General features: G+C 63.6%; 18 protein-coding genes and 1 pseudogene. 11 read left to right on the plus strand and 8 right to left on the minus strand.

The genetic code is table 11. The annotated features are described in order from the left end of the window. Positions 1–5 precede the first annotated feature (5 nt). From H0241_RS20265 to H0241_RS20275, 3 genes are all read right to left on the minus strand, one after another. A complete protein-coding gene (locus H0241_RS20265; RefSeq protein WP_181059477.1) occupies positions 6–1,529 on the minus strand; it encodes a tripartite tricarboxylate transporter permease in 1,524 nt (507 codons plus the stop codon). A gap of 4 nt (positions 1,530–1,533) precedes the next feature. Beyond that, on the minus strand, positions 1,534–2,070 hold the full coding sequence (locus H0241_RS20270) for a tripartite tricarboxylate transporter TctB family protein (RefSeq protein ID WP_181059479.1): 537 nt from the start codon (positions 2,068–2,070) through the stop codon (positions 1,534–1,536). Between the two features lie 263 nt (positions 2,071–2,333). Beyond that, positions 2,334–3,311: a Bug family tripartite tricarboxylate transporter substrate binding protein gene (locus H0241_RS20275; RefSeq protein WP_181059481.1), complete on the minus strand. Its 978-nt coding sequence runs from the start codon at positions 3,309–3,311 to the stop codon at positions 2,334–2,336. 205 nt (positions 3,312–3,516) lie between these two features. Here H0241_RS20275 and H0241_RS20280 point away from each other — a divergent pair, with 205 nt between their 5' ends. Next, positions 3,517–4,287 carry an IclR family transcriptional regulator gene (locus H0241_RS20280; protein WP_181059483.1) on the plus strand — a complete coding sequence of 257 codons (771 nt, stop codon included), beginning with the start codon at positions 3,517–3,519 and terminating at the stop codon, positions 4,285–4,287. On the opposite strand, the gene H0241_RS20285 is transcribed toward H0241_RS20280, so the two are convergent. From H0241_RS20285 to H0241_RS20295, 3 genes are all read right to left on the minus strand, one after another. Next, positions 4,274–5,374, minus strand: coding sequence for an OmpA family protein (locus H0241_RS20285; protein WP_181059485.1), 1,101 nt, complete (start codon positions 5,372–5,374; stop codon positions 4,274–4,276). The genes H0241_RS20280 and H0241_RS20285 overlap by 14 nt on opposite strands. A gap of 113 nt (positions 5,375–5,487) precedes the next feature. Next, positions 5,488–6,027, minus strand: a complete 540-nt coding sequence (locus tag H0241_RS20290; RefSeq protein ID WP_181059487.1) for a GNAT family N-acetyltransferase — start codon at positions 6,025–6,027, stop codon at positions 5,488–5,490. Between the two features lie 491 nt (positions 6,028–6,518). Further along, a complete protein-coding gene (locus tag H0241_RS20295) occupies positions 6,519–7,370 on the minus strand; it encodes an SDR family oxidoreductase (RefSeq protein ID WP_181059489.1) in 852 nt (283 codons plus the stop codon). Positions 7,371–7,924: 554 nt separating this feature from the next. On the opposite strand from H0241_RS20295, the gene H0241_RS20300 reads away from it, so the two are divergent. From H0241_RS20300 to H0241_RS20315, 4 genes are all read left to right on the plus strand, one after another. Then, entirely contained in the window at positions 7,925–8,380 is a 456-nt protein-coding gene (locus H0241_RS20300; protein ID WP_181059491.1) for a DUF2214 family protein, read from the plus strand. Between the two features lie 179 nt (positions 8,381–8,559). After that, a complete protein-coding gene (locus H0241_RS20305) occupies positions 8,560–9,537 on the plus strand; it encodes a tripartite tricarboxylate transporter substrate-binding protein (protein ID WP_210285008.1) in 978 nt (325 codons plus the stop codon). Positions 9,538–9,623: 86 nt separating this feature from the next. Next, complete coding sequence (locus H0241_RS20310) at positions 9,624–10,085, plus strand: tripartite tricarboxylate transporter TctB family protein (protein ID WP_181059493.1); 462 nt, start codon at positions 9,624–9,626, stop codon at positions 10,083–10,085. Between the two features lie 9 nt (positions 10,086–10,094). Next, positions 10,095–11,603 (plus strand): tripartite tricarboxylate transporter permease, encoded by a 1,509-nt coding sequence (locus H0241_RS20315; RefSeq protein ID WP_181059495.1) that lies wholly within the window; start codon positions 10,095–10,097, stop codon positions 11,601–11,603. On the opposite strand, the gene nth is transcribed toward H0241_RS20315, so the two are convergent. Beyond that, a complete protein-coding gene (nth, locus tag H0241_RS20320) occupies positions 11,600–12,406 on the minus strand; it encodes an endonuclease III (protein ID WP_181059497.1) in 807 nt (268 codons plus the stop codon). The two genes, H0241_RS20315 and nth, sit on opposite strands and share 4 nt — an antisense overlap. A gap of 22 nt (positions 12,407–12,428) precedes the next feature. Here nth and H0241_RS20325 point away from each other — a divergent pair, with 22 nt between their 5' ends. Further along, entirely contained in the window at positions 12,429–12,920 is a 492-nt protein-coding gene (locus H0241_RS20325; RefSeq protein WP_181059499.1) for a DUF2244 domain-containing protein, read from the plus strand. Positions 12,921–12,978: 58 nt separating this feature from the next. Continuing rightward, complete coding sequence (locus H0241_RS20330; RefSeq protein ID WP_181059501.1) at positions 12,979–13,182, plus strand: hypothetical protein; 204 nt, start codon at positions 12,979–12,981, stop codon at positions 13,180–13,182. Positions 13,183–13,204: 22 nt separating this feature from the next. Here H0241_RS20330 and H0241_RS20335 read toward each other — a convergent pair whose 3' ends face one another. Then, on the minus strand, positions 13,205–14,020 hold the full coding sequence (locus tag H0241_RS20335) for a class I SAM-dependent methyltransferase (RefSeq protein ID WP_181059503.1): 816 nt from the start codon (positions 14,018–14,020) through the stop codon (positions 13,205–13,207). Positions 14,021–14,135: 115 nt separating this feature from the next. Here H0241_RS20335 and H0241_RS20340 point away from each other — a divergent pair, with 115 nt between their 5' ends. From H0241_RS20340 to H0241_RS20355, 4 genes and pseudogenes are all read left to right on the plus strand, one after another. After that, positions 14,136–15,041, plus strand: a complete 906-nt coding sequence (locus tag H0241_RS20340) for a methylated-DNA--[protein]-cysteine S-methyltransferase (RefSeq protein ID WP_181059505.1) — start codon at positions 14,136–14,138, stop codon at positions 15,039–15,041. A 153-nt stretch (positions 15,042–15,194) separates the two neighbouring features. Then, positions 15,195–16,103 carry a ribokinase gene (locus H0241_RS20345; RefSeq protein ID WP_181059508.1) on the plus strand — a complete coding sequence of 303 codons (909 nt, stop codon included), beginning with the start codon at positions 15,195–15,197 and terminating at the stop codon, positions 16,101–16,103. A 5-nt stretch (positions 16,104–16,108) separates the two neighbouring features. Next, positions 16,109–17,559: pseudogene (locus H0241_RS20350) on the plus strand (amidase). 125 nt (positions 17,560–17,684) lie between these two features. Beyond that, a complete protein-coding gene (locus H0241_RS20355; RefSeq protein WP_181059510.1) occupies positions 17,685–18,299 on the plus strand; it encodes a LysE family translocator in 615 nt (204 codons plus the stop codon). The last annotated feature ends 10 nt before the right edge of the window (positions 18,300–18,309 follow it).

The raw sequence follows: 18,309 nt of genomic DNA on the forward strand, positions 1-18,309 counted from the left end.
GTCGCTCAGGCATCGCCCGGCACATGTTCCGGTCCACGCCGGCGCCGGTGCTCGATGAAGGCCCAGATATGCGGGCCGGCGAGGCCAATGAAGGCGAGCGTCAGCAGTGTCAGCGACAGCTTGTGGGTGTAGAACACCGACCAATCGCCATTCGAGATCGTCATCGCCCGGCGGAACTGGGTTTCGGCGAGCGGCCCCAGGATCATGCCGATGATGACAGGCGCGGTCGGGAAATCGAAGCGCCGCATCAGGAAGCCGGCGGCCCCCAGGAGATAGAGGATGACGAGGTCGATCGGTGATTGCGAGATGCCGTAGGTGCCGACGGTCGCAAACACCAGGATGCCGGCATAAAGTTGCGGCGCCGGGATTTTCAGCAGCCGCACCCACAGTCCGATCAGCGGCAGGTTGAGGATGACCAGAATGACGTTGGCGATGAACAGGCTAGCGATCAGGCCCCAGACCAGATCGGCCTGCGTCGTCAACAGCAGCGGCCCGGGATTGATGCCGTAGCTCTGGAAGGCCGACAGCATGATCGCCGCCGTTGCCGAGGTCGGCAGGCCAAGCGTGAGCATCGGCACCAGCACGCCGGCGGCCGAGGCATTGTTGGCGGCTTCGGGACCGGCGACGCCCTCGATGGCGCCGACCGTGCCAAACTCCTCCTTGTGCTTCGACAGCTTCTTTTCGATGGCATAGGACAGGAAGGTCGGGATCTCGGCGCCACCGGCCGGCATGGCGCCGATCGGGAAGCCGATGAAAGCGCCGCGCAGCCATGGCTTCCACGAGCGCCCCCATTCGGCCGCCGTCATGTAGAGCGAGCCCTTGAGCGGCACGATCTCGTCCTTGCCGGCATAGCGGCGCGAGGCCATGTAGAGCGTCTCGCCGACGGCAAACAGGCCGACCGCGGCAATGATGACATCGACACCGTCGAGCAGCTCGTTCGTGCCGAAGGTGAAGCGCGGCTGGCCGGTCTGCAGGTCGACGCCGATCATGCCGATGACGAAGCCGATGAACAGGCTGGTGAGGCCGCGCACCGACGACGAGCCAAGCACTGCCGAGACCGTGATGAAGGCGAGCACCATCAGCGAGAAATATTCGGCTGGCCCGAAGGCCAGCGCGAACTTCACCACCACCGGCGCCAGGAAGGCGACGCCCATCGTGCCGATGGTGCCGGCAACGAACGAGCCGATCGCCGACGTCGCCAGTGCCGCGCCGCCGCGGCCCGAGCGGGCCATCCTGTTGCCCTCCAGAGCGGTGACAATGGTGGCGCTTTCACCGGGCGTGTTGAGCAGGATCGACGTCGTCGAGCCGCCATACATGGCGCCGTAATAGATACCAGCGAACAGGATGAAGGAGGCTTCCGGCGCCACCTGATAGGTGATCGGCAACAACAGCGCGATGGTCAGTGCCGGCCCTAGCCCGGGCAGCACGCCGATGGCGGTGCCGAGCGTGGTGCCGACCAGGCACCACAACAGGTTCATTGGCGAGAAAGCGACGGAAAATCCGTGACCGAGATGACCGAGCGTTTCCATGGCGTCAGCCTCTCAACGTGGCGATGATCGCGTCGATCACCGTGTTCAGCTGGTTTTCGATGAAGCCGGCGCCGATGTTGACGCCGAGCGCCCGGGCAAAGCCGAAATAGGCGGCCAACGCCAGGATCAGGCCGGTCAGCGCATCGCGCAGCGTGTGCTTGCTGCCGAAGCCGTAACAGACGAGCACGAACATGATGACGGAGGCGGCGGTGAAGCCGAGCGGCTGGATCAGCACCAGATTTGCCACTAGCCCGGCAACGACGATGCCCATCGCCTTCCAGTCGGTCGGTGTTTCCTTTTCCTCCTGCGGCTGCCAGCCGCCGCGCACCGCGGCGAGGATGAGCAGCATCGAAAGCACGATCATGCCGGTCATGGTGATATAGGGAAAGACGGTCGGCCCGACCTTCGAATAGAGCGGCGACACCGGGATCGCCAGGGTCTGCCAGGCTACGGCCCCGGCGCAGGCGAGAAGCCCGATGCCGATCAACAATTCGGGCATGGCAAGGCGCGGGGGCGCCGGCTGCTGGTCGCTGCTGCTCATCAATGTCCTCCCAATATGGCCGGCATCCTCCCGCCGGCCGCATCCGCAGTTTCACTCCCACCGCATCATATGTCCATGCGGCAGGTGAAAGTCGGAAGGAGCGGCCCAAGCCTCCTTGGAGAGGCCGCCCCCAGAGCAATTCCAGGAAAAGTGCGAAGCGGTTTTCCCGGGAAAAGCGCGTAGCGCTTTCCCTTGGGAATTGCGCCAAAACAAAGTTAGAGCGGATCGCCGTTTCCGTGAAACGGTGAACCGCTCTTGGAGTGTTAGGCGAGGCCGAGGTCCTTAAGGATCGCGGTGATGCGTGCGGTGTCGTCGGCGAGGAATTTCGCATAGTCGTCGCCGGTCAAGAGGATGGGCGTCCAGTTGCGGTTCTTGCACTCGGTCGCCCAGGCGTCGCTCTTGGCCATGGTTTCGATCATCGTGACCATCGCCGCCTTGTCGGCGTCGGAGACGCCGGGCGGTGCAAAGACGCCGCGCCAGTTGAACAATTCGACATCGATGCCGGCTTCCTTCATCGTCGGAGCGTCGATGCCGTCCTGGCGCTTGTCGGCGGAGATGGCGAGCAGCCGGAGCGCGCCTGCCTTGATCTGTTCGGAGAACTCGCCGAAGCCGGAAATGCCGGCCGCAACCTGGTTGCCGAGCAGCGCCGACAACGCCTCGCCGCCACCGGCGAAAGGCACATAGGAGAGGTTGGTTGCCGGAACCCCGACCGTCTTTGCGATCAGGCCGAACAGAATGTGGTCGGAGCCGCCGGCCGAGCCGCCAGCCACCGGCACTTTGGTCGGATCGGCCTTGAGCGCCGCAACGAAATCGCCGGCCGTCTTGAACGGCGAATCCGCCGGCACCACCAGCGCCTCGAACTCGCCGGTGAGGCGGGCGATCGGCGTGACCTCGGAGAGGTTGTTGGCCGATTTGTTGGCGATGATGGCGCCAACCATGACCATGCCGGCAACCATCAGCGAATTGCCCTTGCCGTTCCACTGACTGATGAACTGCGGCAGGCCGACCGTACCGCCGGCGCCGCCGACATTGGTGATCTGCGAGCCGGAGATCAGCTTTTCACTGCGCAGCACCTGGTCGATGGTGCGCCCTGTCTGGTCCCAGCCGCCACCGGGCGCGGCCGGCACGAAGATCTGGATCTGCGGTGCATCCTGAGCGAAGGCGGGCGTCAAATGCGTTGCAACGAAACCGGCAGCGCCTGCGGCCGCGGTGCTCATCAAAAATCTGCGTCTGTTCAGCATGGGATTCCTCCAAATCACGACACCTCCTCCGGTGCCTGCCAGAAACGTAGCCTGAAAACAGACCCGCTCGGCAAAAATTCATGCCGATTTCAGTACGTTCTGTCAACAGGAACGCCGTTCTACTAGACAGAACACATTGCATGCGGCACAATCGTCTCGATCGGCCTTGGTCCGAACGAGTAACTGGAATGAAACTGTCCGTGAGATGACCGAAGCGCGATCCCAGCCGTTGCAGGCCGATGGCGTTGCCGCGCTCGACCGCGCGATCGCCATTCTCGACGCGTTCGCGACCGCCGACCGCTCGCTCAGCCTGGCTGAAATCGCGGCGCGGACCGGGCTCTACAAGAGCACCATATTGAGGCTGGCGAACTCGCTGCTTCGCGGCCAGTTGCTGGAGCGGCTCGACGATGGCCGCTACCGCATCGGACCAGCCACCTTCCGCCTTGGCGCGCTCTACCAGCGCTCTGTCGTTGCGGTCGACATCCTGTTGCCGATCATGCGCGATCTCGCCGAGCGCAGCTGGGAAAGCGTGGCGTTCTATGTCCGCTCGGGCGACGCCCGCACCTGCCTCTACCGCGTCGAATCCAAGCATCCGATCCGCTACACCATCCGGGAAGGCGACCTGCTGCCGTTGCTCGCCGGCTCGGGTGGCCGCGTGCTGGCAGCGTTTACCGGCCAGCAGGGCGAGCCTTACGAGACCATCCGCCAAACCTGCCACTATCTGTCGATCGGCGACCGCGACCCCGAGACGGCGGGCGTGTCGGCCCCGGTGTTCGGACCGGGCCGTGTTCTGCTTGGCGCCTTGACCCTCGCCGGCCCATCGACGCGCGTCGATACCGCCTTCCTGCGCCGCATGACACCGGCTTTGCTGGAAGCGGCCGCCCGCGCCACCCGCGCTTTCGGCGAGGATGCCTCGATGCTCGAGCAGGCGGCGCGCCTGGCCGGCCCCGTAGGGGCAAGCCTCAGTTCAGCTTGACCAGAACCACACGGCGGTTCTTGGCGCGGCCTGTCTCGTCATCGTTGCTGGCGACGGGCGCCATCATGCCGGCGCCGGCGGCTGTCAGTCGCCCGCCGTCAATGCCGTATTTCGAAACCAGCGCTGCCCTCACCGCTTGCGCCCGCCGCGACGACAGATCGAGATTGTAGTCGAAGGCGCCCTGATTGTCGGTGTGGCCGACCACGATCACCGCCATGCCCGGCTCGTTGGTCAAAAGCGTCGAAATCTCCTTCAACGTCGGCTCCGATTCCGCCTTGATGTCGGCCTTGTCGGTGTCGAAGAAGATGCCGTAGAGCGAGATCGACCCGGTGGTCGACAGCGAATCCGCCATCTTGGCCGCTTCAACCACCACCATCTTCTTGTCGCGCGCCTTGGGCTCCAGCACCTGGACGACGGCGATGGTGCGGCCGTTGAGCTCCTTGCAGTAGAGGTCGTCGATCAGCGAATAGGCCTGCACCGTGACATAGGCGTCGCCGCCATCCTGCGGCACCTTGGCTGAGAAGAAGCGCTGGTCGTTGATGCCGGTGGTCACCGCACAGGCGCCGTTGGAAAAGGCCGCGTCCTTGACGTCGCTTTCGTGGAAGAAATACATCATCAGGCTCATGTCGCCACCGCCGCCGCTCGACGACCGGTCGGCAGCGCCGCCGCACTCTTCCTTCTTGCAGTCGAACAGCACTTCGCCGCCGGCGGCCGCGATCACATCCTGATAGTTGCGCAGCACTTCGAGTGGCGAACGCTCGGCCGGCAGCACATAGGCGATGCGGGTCAGGGCGCCTTCGACCTCGGCTTTCTTGTCCGGCGCATAGATGCGATTGTTTATCGCGTCGTGCGCGTCGGCATCGGCACTCGGCTTCAGCGGCGACAGCGGCACGGTGAAATCGGTGTAAGCGAACTTTTCGTAGGAGACGATGAACGATCCTTCGTAGCGCTTGGCCAGATGATTGTCGGCGGCACCCTCTATGTCGGCGGTCGGCACCGTCGCATCGGCGCCCGCCAGCCGCACGGCCGCAAACAGCAGCAGCCCCGCCCAGAAAAGCTTCAGGAGTATCGCATTGATCGCACGCATTGGTCTGGCTCCCCCAAGAGCAATTCCAGGAAAAGTGTGAGCGTTCGGAATTGCGTAACTAGATCAGAAAGGCCAATCCTAGCAGAGCGGTGGAATAGCATCGATGAAGTGCTTCACACCAACCGTTCGAGCAGGATCGTCGGCCCATCGTGATAGGTGGTTTCCAGTACCTTGGTGTAGCCGCACTTTGCCGCAACGTTCAGCGAGCCGGTGTTTTCCGGATCGATGATGCAGACGGTTCTGGCGCCGGCAAAGGTTTCGTCGCCCCAGGCCAGAGCGCGCTTGACGACTTCGCTCGCAAGACCCTTGCCATGCGCTTGCGGCGCCAGCGCCCAGCCGGCTTCCGGAATGCCTTCGAGCGACGGCACGATATCGCGCTTCAGATCGTGAAAACCGGCCTCGCCAATGAAGCGGCCGCTGGCCTTGTCTTCGACCGCCCAGAAGCCATAGCCAAGCAGCGACCACAGGCCGGCGTGCCGCAGGAACCGCATCCAGCTTTCCTCACGCGTCCGCGGCTTGCCGCTGATGAAGCGGGTGGTGACGGGACTGGCCCACATGACGACATAGTCGTCGAAATCATCGATCCGGTGTGCCCGCATGATGGTCCGCTCCGTTTCGAGGATCGGAACGCCGGCTGCTTTTGGACTGCCCATGAAAACTCTCCGTTGACGTGGCAGCGCTTAGCAAACCAGTGCGCCCGGACAAGGGCCAGGCCGTATCATCGTGCGGCCAGCGAAACTATCCGACAGACGGGCGTCCGAGCCAGATGAAACCTGCGAAGGTTCAACCGTGCCAGACCATCCTGATGTCGTGCTGCATTAACTTCAAAAATACCAAGGGTTCCGGCATGGTTGGCGGGCTGACCAAGCATACGAGAATGCGCAAAAAGAAGGCCTCCAGAGGTGGAAAGCCTCCCTGACTTGGTGGGAATTTTTCGGTTGGGAAGCACGACGGCACAGCCCGTTTCTGGCGGACGCGATAGCCACAACCTTCATTCTGTGGCGGCTGATTGCGTAACTAACTCTCAGCTAGGCGGATGTGGCCGCGATCTTGCAATCGCTGTTTGGTGAGTAGGCCGCTTTCGACCCTTTCGATAGGCGGCATCGAGGACCGGCGTTATCATAATCTGGGCACTCGGACCCGATCAGCCAGAATAGACTTTCCGGTGGTCTTCAAGGAACTCGGATAGCGATCTGGGCTGCCGTCCGAGCAGCGTTGCAATGTCTGGCGAGACTGCGTTCTCGCTGACCCCATAAGCTGATGCGATGTGGGCCAGATCGTAAGCACGCCAATCAGGCATCCCTACCGCACGGAGTCGGTTTTCGTATTCCTCAGGTGCGACTGGGTCATAAGTCACTACACGACCTGCAACTGCGGTAAGCGCTTTTGCCACCTCCTTATAACTCACGGCGACAGGTCCGGTCAGCGTATACTCCCTGCCGACATGCGCAGCGGGGTTGCGCAGGACCGTGGCCGCCACCGCGCCGATGTCACGGGTGTCGATCAACGGAGGCCTGTTATCCCCCATTGGGGCAGCAAGCATTCCTTCGCGCCGGATCGTATCGGCGGCACGCAGCAAGTTCTGCATGTAGAGGTGCGGCTTGAGGAAGGTCCAGACGGCTGGGCCCTTTCGGACTTCTTCGTCGACTTCGTAGTGTTCGCGCATCAACGCCACTGGGGACTTTGGCGATGCGCCGATCGCTGAAAGCTTGACGACGTGGTGAACTCCAGACTGCTGAACCTGTGCCAAAATCCGGCGATGCTGGGACACAGAATTTGGGCTGTCCCTGCCTGCGAGCAGCATGACAGTGACCCCTTTGAGCGCGCTGGCAATCGACATGTCGTCGTCGAAGTCGCCCTGCACTACCTGAACGCCTTCCGGGGCTGCGAATACAGACGGGTTGCGAACGAGGGCGCGGACTTCCGAGTCAGCTCCAGCAAGGGCATTCAATGCTGCGCTTCCGACCTGGCCTGTCGCCGCAGTAATAAGTATCATGTTTCAACCTCATTTCTGGGCACTCGGGCTTGGTCAGGGCAGCTAGGAGAAACTTATGAAGGGTTCCTGGGCCATTCTCGGCACAGGGGTCACCGATCATGTGGCACAAGCCGAATATAGCAGGCTGTGGGCACCGCTTGCGAAAAATACCACGCACGCCTCAACCCGACGACAGTTCCGCCATTGCTGAAGGAAGCACGCAATACGGCGAGAGTCATCGTTGTTGAGTTCCCAACGTGTGAGTTGGTCACGGCCTGTTATGACGATCCCGCCAGGGCGGCGCGGATATCATCGGGCATCGGGTTCAAAGCGCGCTTCAGTCCAAAAGCCTAAAGCAATTCCAAGAAAAGTGTGAAGCGGTTTTCCCGGGAAAAGCGCGCAGCGCTTTCCCTTGGGAATTGCGTTAAACAAGGTGCTGCCAGGATGTGGCGTCTATGACGCCAATGGCCGGGTCGAAGGCAAGCCCGCCTCTGGGAATTCCGCCGAACGATGCTACTTTTCGCAACCGGCCCAGCGAAGGCCGGTCTCGATACCGCCATTGGGAGGAGAACACCGTGGACACCACCGATCTTGTGCTTGCCATCTTCCATCATCTTCTGGTGTTCTCGCTGGCCGGCATCATCGGCGCCGAATTCGTCCTGATCCGCGGCGACCTGTCTGCCGCCACACTCAAGCGGCTTGCCGGCATCGACCGCCATTACGGCATCATCGCCACGCTGATCATCATCGTCGGCATTGGCCGTGTCATCTATGGCCTGAAAGGCTGGGAGTTCTACATCTACAACTGGGTGTTCTGGGCGAAGATGGCGGCGTTCGGCATCGTTGGCCTGCTGTCGATCGTGCCCACCATCCGCTTCATCTCCTGGAACCGGCAAGCCAGCGCCGGTCCCGGCTTCCAGGTGCCGGCGGCGGAGCTCGCCTCGGTGAAGACCTGTGTGCGCGCCGAAGCCTTCATCTTCCTGCTGATCCCGATCTTCGCGGCGGCCATGGCGCGCGGCTACGGTTATTGAAGCAACGCCAACACGAAACCCCAGCTCCGCCGGGCATACTCCCCACCGAGCGCCATGGTTGCGGACGACTGTATTTAACAGTTTGCGTCAGGCGACAATCTGTTAGCTTGCCTTTGTTGCCCCATCGCTGCCGGACCTGCACAGCGATTGGAAATTGATATCCTGGGAGGAGAATTAAGATGAGGAAATTTGTTGCCGCCCTGGCCGCCGCCGCGGCCGTCACGCTCTATTCGTTCACCGCCTCAGCACAGACCTATCCCGAGCGCACCATCACCGTCGTGGTGCCGTTTGCGGCCGGCGGTCCGACCGACACGGTCACCCGCCTTGTCGCCGAAGCCATGTCGAAGGATCTCGGCCAGCAGATCATCGTCGAGAATGTCGGCGGCGCCGGCGGCACGCTGGGCGCCGGCCGTGTCGCCAACGCTGACCCGGACGGCTACACGCTGCTCCTCCATCACATCGGCATGGCGACGAGCGCTACGCTCTACAGGAAGCTCGCCTACGACACGCTGAACGCTTTCGAGTATGTCGGCCTCGTCACCGAGGTGCCGATGGCCATCGTCGCCCGCAAGGACCTAGAGCCGACAGACCTGAAAGGACTGGTCGAATACGCCAAGGCCAACAAGGACACCATCACCGTCGCCAATGCCGGCATCGGGGCTGCCTCGCACCTGTGCGGCATGCTGTTCATGAGCGCCATCGGCACGCCGCTGGTCACCGTGCCCTACAAGGGCACCGGCCCGGCCATGACCGACCTTCTCGGCGGCCAGGTCGATATCATGTGCGATCAGACCACCAACACCACCAAGCAGATCCAGGGCGGCACCATCAAGGCCTATGCCGTCACCACGCCGGAACGCCTCGATGTCATGAAGGACGTGCCGACGACGATCGAAGGCGGCCTGCCCGCGGTGCAGGTCGGCATCTGGCACGGCCTCTATGCGCCGAAGGGCACGCCGGCCGAGATCACCGACCGCCTGTCGAAATCGCTCCAGGTCGCGCTGAAGGACCCGAACGTCATCGCCCGCTTCGCTGAACTCGGCACCAAGCCGTCATCCGAAGCCGACGCGACGCCGGCAGCGCTGAAGGCCAAGCTGGAAGGCGAGATCACCCGCTGGAAGCCGATCATCGAAGCCGCCGGCCAGTACGCCGACTGAGGGCTTGAACGGGGCGCTTCTGGCGCCCCGTTTTCATTCGTTTCCACAGTTGCAACGGCAGGCCCCGGTGGCCTGGGAGGACCGTCATGAAACCTTTCGCAATCGACAGGACAAACGGCCTGTGCGCCGCGCTGTTCATCTTTTTCGGCGCCTTTTTCGCAATACAGTCGCTCGGCCTCGAAATCGGCACCGCCTTCCGCATGGGACCTGGCTATTTCCCGCTGGTGCTGGCGATCGTGCTGATCGTGCTCGGCGCCATCATCCTCGTCCAGGCGGTGCGCGTCGAGGGCGAGCCGATCGGCCCGATCGCCTGGCGCGGCATGCTGTTCATCCTGCCGGCGCCGATCTTCTTCGGCCTGACGGTGCGCGGCCTCGGCTTCGTCCCGTCGATCTTCTTGACGGCGCTGATCGCCTCCTTCGCCAGCGCCCGCATGAAGCCGCTGACCGCGCTTGTGCTGTCGGCCGGCCTGACGCTGTTCTCGGTCCTGGTCTTCAGCTACGCGCTCGGGCTGCCGTTCCAGCGCTTCGGCCCCTGGCTACCGTTGTGAGGTGATGAGATGGACCTTCTCAAAAATCTCGAACTCGGCTTTTCGACGGCCACAACGCCGGCAAATCTCGGCTTCTGCCTGATCGGCGTCCTGCTCGGCACCCTGATCGGCGTGCTGCCCGGCATCGGCGCCACCGCAACCATCGCCATGCTGTTGCCGATCACCTTCCAGATTGGCGACCCGGTCTCCTCGCTGATCATGCTTGCCGGCATTTATTACGGCGCCCAGTATGGCGGCTCGACCACCGCCATTCTCATCAATATGCCCGGCGAGTCCTCCTCGGCCGTGACCGCGATCGACGGCTACCAGATGGCCAAGAATGGCCGCGCCGGGGCGGCGCTCGCCATCGCCGCGATCGGCTCGTTCTTCGCCGGCACGGTGTCGACCTTCCTGGTCGCCGTCTTTGCCCCGCCACTAACGGCAATCGCCCTGCAATTCGGCGCGGCGGAGTATTTCTCGCTGATGATCGTCGGCCTCGTCTCGTCCATCGCACTCGCCCATGGCTCGATCGTCAAGGCGCTGGCGATGGTCGTGCTCGGCCTGCTGCTCGGCATTGTCGGCACCGACATCTACACCGGCACGCCGCGCTTCACGCTCGGCATCCGCGAATATGCCGACGGGCTGAATTTCGTCGCGGTGGCGGTCGGCGTCTTCGGCGTCGCCGAGATCCTGCGTAACCTCGAAAACGAGCACGAGCGCTCGGTGCTGATCAAAAAGGTCTTCGGCCTGATGCCGACCCGCGACGACTTCAAGGCCATGGCCGCTCCCATCGTGCGCGGCACCATCATCGGGTCGGCGCTCGGCATCCTGCCCGGCGGCGGCGCGGTCCTTGCCGCCTTTGCCTCCTACACGGTCGAAAAGCGTGTCTCGAAACACCCGGAGGAGTTCGGCAAGGGCGCCATTGCCGGCGTCGCCGGACCGGAATCGGCCAACAATGCCGGCGCCCAGACCTCCTTCATTCCGATGCTGACGCTGGGCATTCCGGCCAACCCGGTCATGGCGCTGATGATCGGCGCCATGATCATCCAGGGCATCGTGCCCGGCCCCAATGTCGCGATCGAGCAACCGGCGCTGTTCTGGGGCATCATCGCCTCGATGTGGATCGGCAATCTGATGCTGATCGTGCTCAACCTGCCGCTGATCGGGCTCTGGGTGAAGCTGCTGACGATCCCTTATTACGTGCTGTTCCCGATCATCATGGCGTTCTGCTCGATCGGCGTTTACAGCGTCAACACCAACGCCTTCGATCTCCACGCCGTCGCCTTCTTCGGCCTGCTCGGCTACGTCCTGACCAAGCTGCGTTGCGAACCAGCGCCGCTGCTGCTCGGCTTCGTGCTCGGCCCGCTGCTCGAGGAAAACCTGCGCCGCGCCATGATCCTGTCGCGCGGCGATCCCTCGACCTTCGTGACGCGGCCGATCAGCGCCGGCCTGCTGCTGGTTGCACTCGCCGTGCTCGTCGTCGTCTTCCTGCCGTCGGTCAAGAAGAAGCGCGAAGAGGTGTTTGTCGAGGAGAACTAGTTCCCCAAGATATCCGCCGGGCCGAGCGCCGCGATCGGCACCAGCGGCGCCGGCACGTCAGTGGTCTTCTCCGCCGCCTTGCAGATGTCGGCGATGACGCAGGCCGGGCAATCCGGCTTGCGCGCCTTGCAGACATAACGGCCATGCAGGATCAGCCAGTGATGCGCATGGCGCATATAGTCGTCCGGGATGATCCGCAGCAGCCCTTGCTCGACCTGCTCCGGCGTCTTGCCCGGCGCCAGGCCAAGCCGGTTGCCGATGCGGAAAATGTGCGTATCGACCGCCATCGTATGCTGGCCGAACGCCATGTTGAGCACGACATTGGCGGTCTTGCGTCCGACCCCCGGCAGCTTGACCAGTTCATCGCGCTCGCCGGGCACCTCACCGCCATAATCGCGGATCAGCGCCTCTGAAAGCGCGATGACATTCTTGGCCTTGTTACGCCACAGCCCGATGGTTCTGATGTGCTCGCCGACCTTGGCCTCGCCCAGCGCCAGCATTTTTTCAGGCGTGTCGGCGATCCTGAACAACGCCCGCGTCGCCTTGTTGACGCCGGCATCGGTCGCCTGCGCCGACAGCACAACCGCCACCAGCAGCGTGAAGGCGTTGACGTGTTCGAGTTCGCCCTTCGGCTCCGGCCGCTGCACCGAAAACCGCCGGAATATCTCATGCACTTCGGCGGCGCTGTAGAGCGAGCTGGCCCTTGCCGGCCGTGGCTGCGGCATCGCGTTCGAGCCGTCACGCCGCCCGGGCGACAATTCACTTTTGGATAGGGAAAGATTTTTGGACTTGGGGCTCGCCATTCCCTTCCTATAGTATCCCCTCATGAGCGACACAAACGCCTCGTTTCAGGCTGACGAGCCCTTCTTTCACGCATTGCTGACCCCGCACCGGTCTTTGGGCAGGACGGGCTTCCTGATCCTGATGGGCGCCTTGCTGTTCGGCTGGGTGGTGACCGGAGCGTTCTTCCTGTCGCGCGGCGCGTGGCCGGTCTTCGGCTTCTTCGGTCTCGACGTCATCGCCGTCTACATCGCCTTCCGCGTCAATTACCGCGCCGCGCGCGCCCGCGAGGAAGTGTCGGTGTCGCGCACCAGCCTCGACATCCGCAAGACCGCGCCCTCGGGAAAGTCCGAAGCGCATCGCTTCAACCCGTTCTGGGCGCGCTTTTCCGTCGCTCGTCACGCCGAGATCGGCATCACCAGAATGGTGGTGGAAGCACAGGGGCAGAATGTGCCGATCGGGTCATTCCTGGACCCCGACTCTCGCGAAAGTTTTGCTGCAGCCTTTTCACGTGCGCTGACGAAAGCCAGATCGTGACTTGAAGATATACTTGATTTCTGCTTCCATAGTTAGTCTTTTTGATGGGAGGCAATCCATGATCGATCGCTATACGAAAGCCGTTTTGACTTTGATCGGCGTTATGCTGTGCGTGATTTCGATCCAGCTGTCATTTCGTGACGCGATAGCTCAGATTCAAAATTGCGGATCGTCTGCACAAACCGCATGCTTCGTGACCACTCAGTCCCTTGGGTATGGAGACCGAAAAACATGGGTCAACATCGTTGATATAAAGAATTGATGAAGCTGTCCGAGAATAAGATTCAAAACCGGTAGCGCAGAATCCTGCCGACCTTGCGTAGCGCGGGAATGTGCCTCCAGAGCCCGATGAACAGTCGCGCCGACCAGCCCATGTGGGCTGTGCGTTCCGCACTGTAAGCTGAGATATCGTCAACGAACCTTAGCTTCGGAACAGCGCGCTCCAGTTCGTGCGGATCGTCGATCGCCCAGTGCACCTCGGCTCCCGTCGCCCTCATGGTCGGATTGAGCCGCAGCATCTTCAGGCCGAAGCGGCTGTAGGCGTCGAACATCAGCTCGCCGCCGGCGAGATGCGAGACGAGACGCGACAACAGGCGTGGCCCTTTCTCGGCCGGGAGATAGGGCGTCAGCCCTTCCATCACCACGACCGCCGGTCGATTGCGTGGCACTTGCGCCAGCCAGTCCGGGTCGATCACTGAAGAGCCAACGAGGTCGTAGTGATCGCGGGACGGGTAAAGCTTGCGTCGGAGCGCGATGACATCGGGATAGTCGACATCGAACCACTCCACGCCGTCTGGCGGATCGACACGAAAGATGCGCGTGTCGAGCCCGCAGCCGAGATGCAGCACGATGGCGCCGGGATTTCTGGCGAGAAAATCCTGAACGCGCATGTCAAACGTCCTGGCCCGGATCGCCAGACCGATGCCCAGATTGCTGTCGACCTTGAGCCGCGAGAAATCATAGTCGATGGCGCGCACAGCCTCATCCGCGAAACGGTCCTTGAGCAGCGAATGCGGCAGCCGGCTCTCCAGCGCCTTGCCGTAGAGCGTCATCAGCAAGGTCTCCCTTGCCCCGGTCAGGTTTACCTTTTCGCCAGCCATCGGCAGCCTCTGGTTCGCAGCCCAGTGTTTATCTGGGTAGGCGCTGCAACAAGGCAAGTTTCGGGTGGTTGCAAAGGGCGCAAAGACCGATATTCGCGCTCAAGGAGATATTGCCATGAACGCCCAGATGACCATGAATACGCAGATGAAACCGACAGCGATCCTGCAGCACGACATCACCCCCGACGGCAGCGACTACGAGGTCGTGCGCCGCGCCATCGAGAAGATCAGCCTCGACTACCGCGACCAGCCCTCGCTGGAAGCTCTGGCGGCCGATGTCGGCGAGACGCCGACCGGGCTGCAAAAACTGTTCACCCGCTGGGCCGGCCTGTCGCCGAAGGCTTTCCTGCAGGCGGTCACCCTCGATCATGCGCGCAAGCTGCTCGATTCCGGCATGCCGCTCCTGGAAACCTCTTTCGAGCTCGGCATGTCCGGTCCCGGCCGGCTGCACGATCTGTTCGTCACCCATGAGGCGATGTCGCCAGGCGACTACAAGACGCGCGGCGCCGGGCTGACCATCCGCTACGGCTACCACATCTCGCCCTTCGGCATCGCCCTGATCATGGTCACCGACCGTGGCCTTGCGGGGCTCGCCTTCAATGATCCGGGCGGCGAGCGGGCGGCCTTCGCCGACATGTCGGGTCGCTGGCCGAACGCGACCTATGTCGAGGACATGAGCGCCACCCAGCCCTATGCCGCGCGCATTTTCGATCCGACGCTGTGGCGCGCCGACCAGCCGCTGCGCGTGGTCATGATCGGCACCGACTTCCAGTTGCGCGTCTGGGACGCGCTGCTCAGGATCCCGATGGGCAGGGCCTGCACTTATTCCTCGATCGCCGCCGGCATTGGTGCGCCGAAGGCCAGCCGGGCGGTGGGTGCGGCGGTCGGCGCCAACCCGTTGTCCTTCGTCGTCCCGTGCCACCGGGCAATCGGCAAGTCCGGCGCGCTGACCGGCTACCATTGGGGCCTGACGCGCAAGCGCGCCATCCTCGGTTGGGAAGCGGGCCAGACCGCTTCCTGAAGACAGCCCCGCATCAAACAACACCGGCGAAAACCCTTCGCCGGTGTTTTTCTTTTTGCGAGCCCTCGGAAATCGAGCAAAAAATCCGCACGCTCTGGCAAGCCGCCGGCTTACGGGTTAGCTTCCCGCGCATTCCCGCAGGAGGCCTTTTTCTTGATCATCGTTGTCGGCTCGATCAACCTCGACCTTATCGCCAATGTCGACCGCTTGCCTTCGCCGGGTGAGACGGTCCGCGGTTCCGGTTTCACCACCGCGCCCGGCGGCAAGGGCGCCAACCAGGCGCTGGCCGCGGCGCGCGCCGGCGCCAAGGTGCGCATGATCGGTGCCGTCGGCAAGGACAATTTCGCCACCGAGGCGCTCGCCCTGCTTGTGGCCGGCAAGGTCGATCTCTCCGGCGTCGGCCAGAGCTTCGCGTCCACCGGCACAGCGCTGATCCTGGTCGGCGCCGACGGCGAGAATGTCATCGCCGTGGTGCCGGGCGCCAATGATTCGGTGCTGCCCGGCGATCTCGCCAAGGCCTTCCTTGGGAAGGGCGACGTCGTCCTGCTGCAGCACGAAATCCCGCTGCAGACTGTCGATTCAGCGCTTGACGCCGCGCACGCCGCCGGCGCCGTCACCGTGCTCAACACCGCCCCCTTCCGCGCCGAAGCGGCAGCGTTGCTCGGCAAGGCCGACTACGCCGTCGCCAACGAAACCGAATTCGACCTTTACGGCGAGGCCTTGTCGCTGAAAGGCCGCGACCGCCCGGCGCGCATGCGCGACTTCGCCGGCAAGACCGGCCGCACCATCGTCGTCACGCTTGGCGGCGACGGCGTGCTGGCCGCGACGCCGGACGATTTCCTGACTGTGCCGGCGTTGAAGATCACCCCGGTCGACACCGTCGGCGCCGGCGATACTTTTTGCGGCTATCTCGCCGCCGGGCTGGCGTCCAACCTGCCGCTCGAACAGGCTCTTGCCCGCGCCGCGGCCGCCGGTTCGCTGGCCTGCCTGAAGCCCGGCGCCCAGCCGGCGATCCCACTGGCGGCGGACGTCGACGCCGCCCTGCAAAACGACGCCGGATAACAGCCATGCGCCCCGCCACGAAACACGCCGTGCCATCGGCCGGCGATATCTGCCGGATGTCCGCTGTCGACCTTGCCGAGGCGATCCGGCGCCGCCGCCTGTCCGTGCGCGAGGTGGTCACCGCGTTCCTCGACCGCATCGACGCGGTGAATCCGCTGGTCAATGCCATCGTCTCGTTGCGCGAGCGCGCAGACATTTTGCGCGAGGCCGACGCGGCGGACACCCATCTGGCGCAGGGCAAGCCTGCCGGTTCCCTGTTCGGCCTGCCGATGGCGATCAAAGACCTCGCCACGACCCGCGGCTTGAGGACCAGTTTCGGCTCGCCGATCTTTGCCGATTTCGTGCCGCAGGAAGACGATTTCTTCGTCGAGCGCATCCGCAATGCCGGCGCCATCATCATCGGCAAGACCAATGTTCCCGAATTCGGGCTGGGATCCAACACCTACAACAACGTGTTCGGCCCGACATTGAACGCCTTCGATCCGGCGCTCACCGCCGGCGGCTCGAGCGGCGGTGCTGCGGTCGCCCTTGCGCTGGACATGGTTCCTGTCGCCGACGGCAGCGATTTCGGCGGTTCGCTGCGCAATCCGGCCGCCTGGAACAATGTCTACGGCTTCCGCCCGTCGCAGGGCCTTGTCCCTGGCGGACCGGACGTCGAGGTCTTTCATGCCCAGATGGGTGTCGACGGGCCGATGGGCCGCAGTGTGCGTGACATGGCGCTGCTGCTCGATGTGCAGGCGGGTTACCATCCGCACGCGCCACTGTCCTGGGAAAAACCCGGCTCGTTCCTTGAGGGGCTGGCCACGCCGGCAGCCGGCGGCCGCATCGGCTGGCTTGGCGATCTCAAGGGCCATCTGCCGGTTGAAGCCGGCATCCTCGATCTGTGCGAGGCATCCCTCGGCCGCTTCGCGGAAGCATCCTTTGTGACCGAGCCCTTGCTGCCGGATGTCGATTTCGAAGCGCTGTGGCAGGCCTTCGTGACCCTGCGCCAGTCGAGCAGCGGCTCGGCGTTGAAGATCCACTATGACGACCCGCACAAGCGGACCCTGCTGAAACCGGAAGCCATCTGGGAGGTCGAGAACGCCATGCGGCTGACAGCGCCGCAGATCCGCGCGGCCTCGGTCGTCCGCACCTCCTGGCACCGGACGCTGCTGTCGCTGTTCGACCGTTTCGACCTCATCGCGCTGCCGACGGCGCAGGTCTTCCGTTCGAAGTCGGCATCCACTGGCCGCGTGAGGTCGCCGGACGCGCGATGGACAGCTACCACCGCTGGATGCAGGTTTCGGCCTTCGCCACGCTCGGCGGCTGTGCGGCGCTCAACGTGCCCGTCGGGTTCGACGCCAAGGGCAGGCCGATGGGCATACAGCTGATCGGACGGCCGCGTGGCGACCTCGCCGTGCTGCGTGCGGGCGCGGCCTATGAGGCGACGCTGCCATGGCAGGTCGGAGCGTCCTGACGTCAATTCGCGACCGAAGGCGACCCGTCCTGACGGCTTGCACCAGCGTCGCTGGCGTGCATTGATCAGGCCCTGACGCGCCGTGCGAGGCGCATTCTGTCTGAGGAAATCCCCGAGGAATCCCCATGTCGCTGGAACTTTACGCCGCCTATGTCCTTGCTTGCATTGTCATCATCCTGGTGCCCGGCCCGACCGTGACGCTGATCATCGCCAACAGCATCCGCCATGGCGCGCGCGCCGGGCTTGCCAATGTCGCCGGCACGCAGGCCGGGCTTGCCGTCATGATCGCCATTGTCGGCATCGGCCTCAACACGCTGATATCAGGCATGGGCCACTGGTTCGAATGGGTCCGCCTGATCGGCGCCGCCTATCTGATCTGGATGGGGGTGCAGATGTTTCGCGCCAAGGGCACGCTGAACGCCGACGGCACGGCCAGGAAACCGCGCGGCGGCTTCTTCCTGCAAGGCCTGCTGGTGGCGCTGAGCAACCCGAAGACGCTGGTCTTCTTCGGCGCCTTCTTCCCGCAGTTCATCGCCCCGCAGGGCAATTACACGCTGCAGATCGTCGTCATGGGCTTCACCGCCATGATCTTCGCCGCCGTCTCGGATTCGACCTACGCCCTCGCCGCCAGCCGCGCCGGACGCCTGCTCTCAGCCAGCCGCATCAAGCTGATGTCCAGGATCAGCGGCAGTTTTCTGGTCGGCGGCGGCCTGTGGCTGGCTTTTTCCAAGGCGAAGTGAGCGCGCCTTT

It is taken from the genome of Mesorhizobium neociceri, assembly GCF_013520985.1.
GTDB lineage: Bacteria > Pseudomonadota > Alphaproteobacteria > Rhizobiales > Rhizobiaceae > Mesorhizobium > Mesorhizobium neociceri.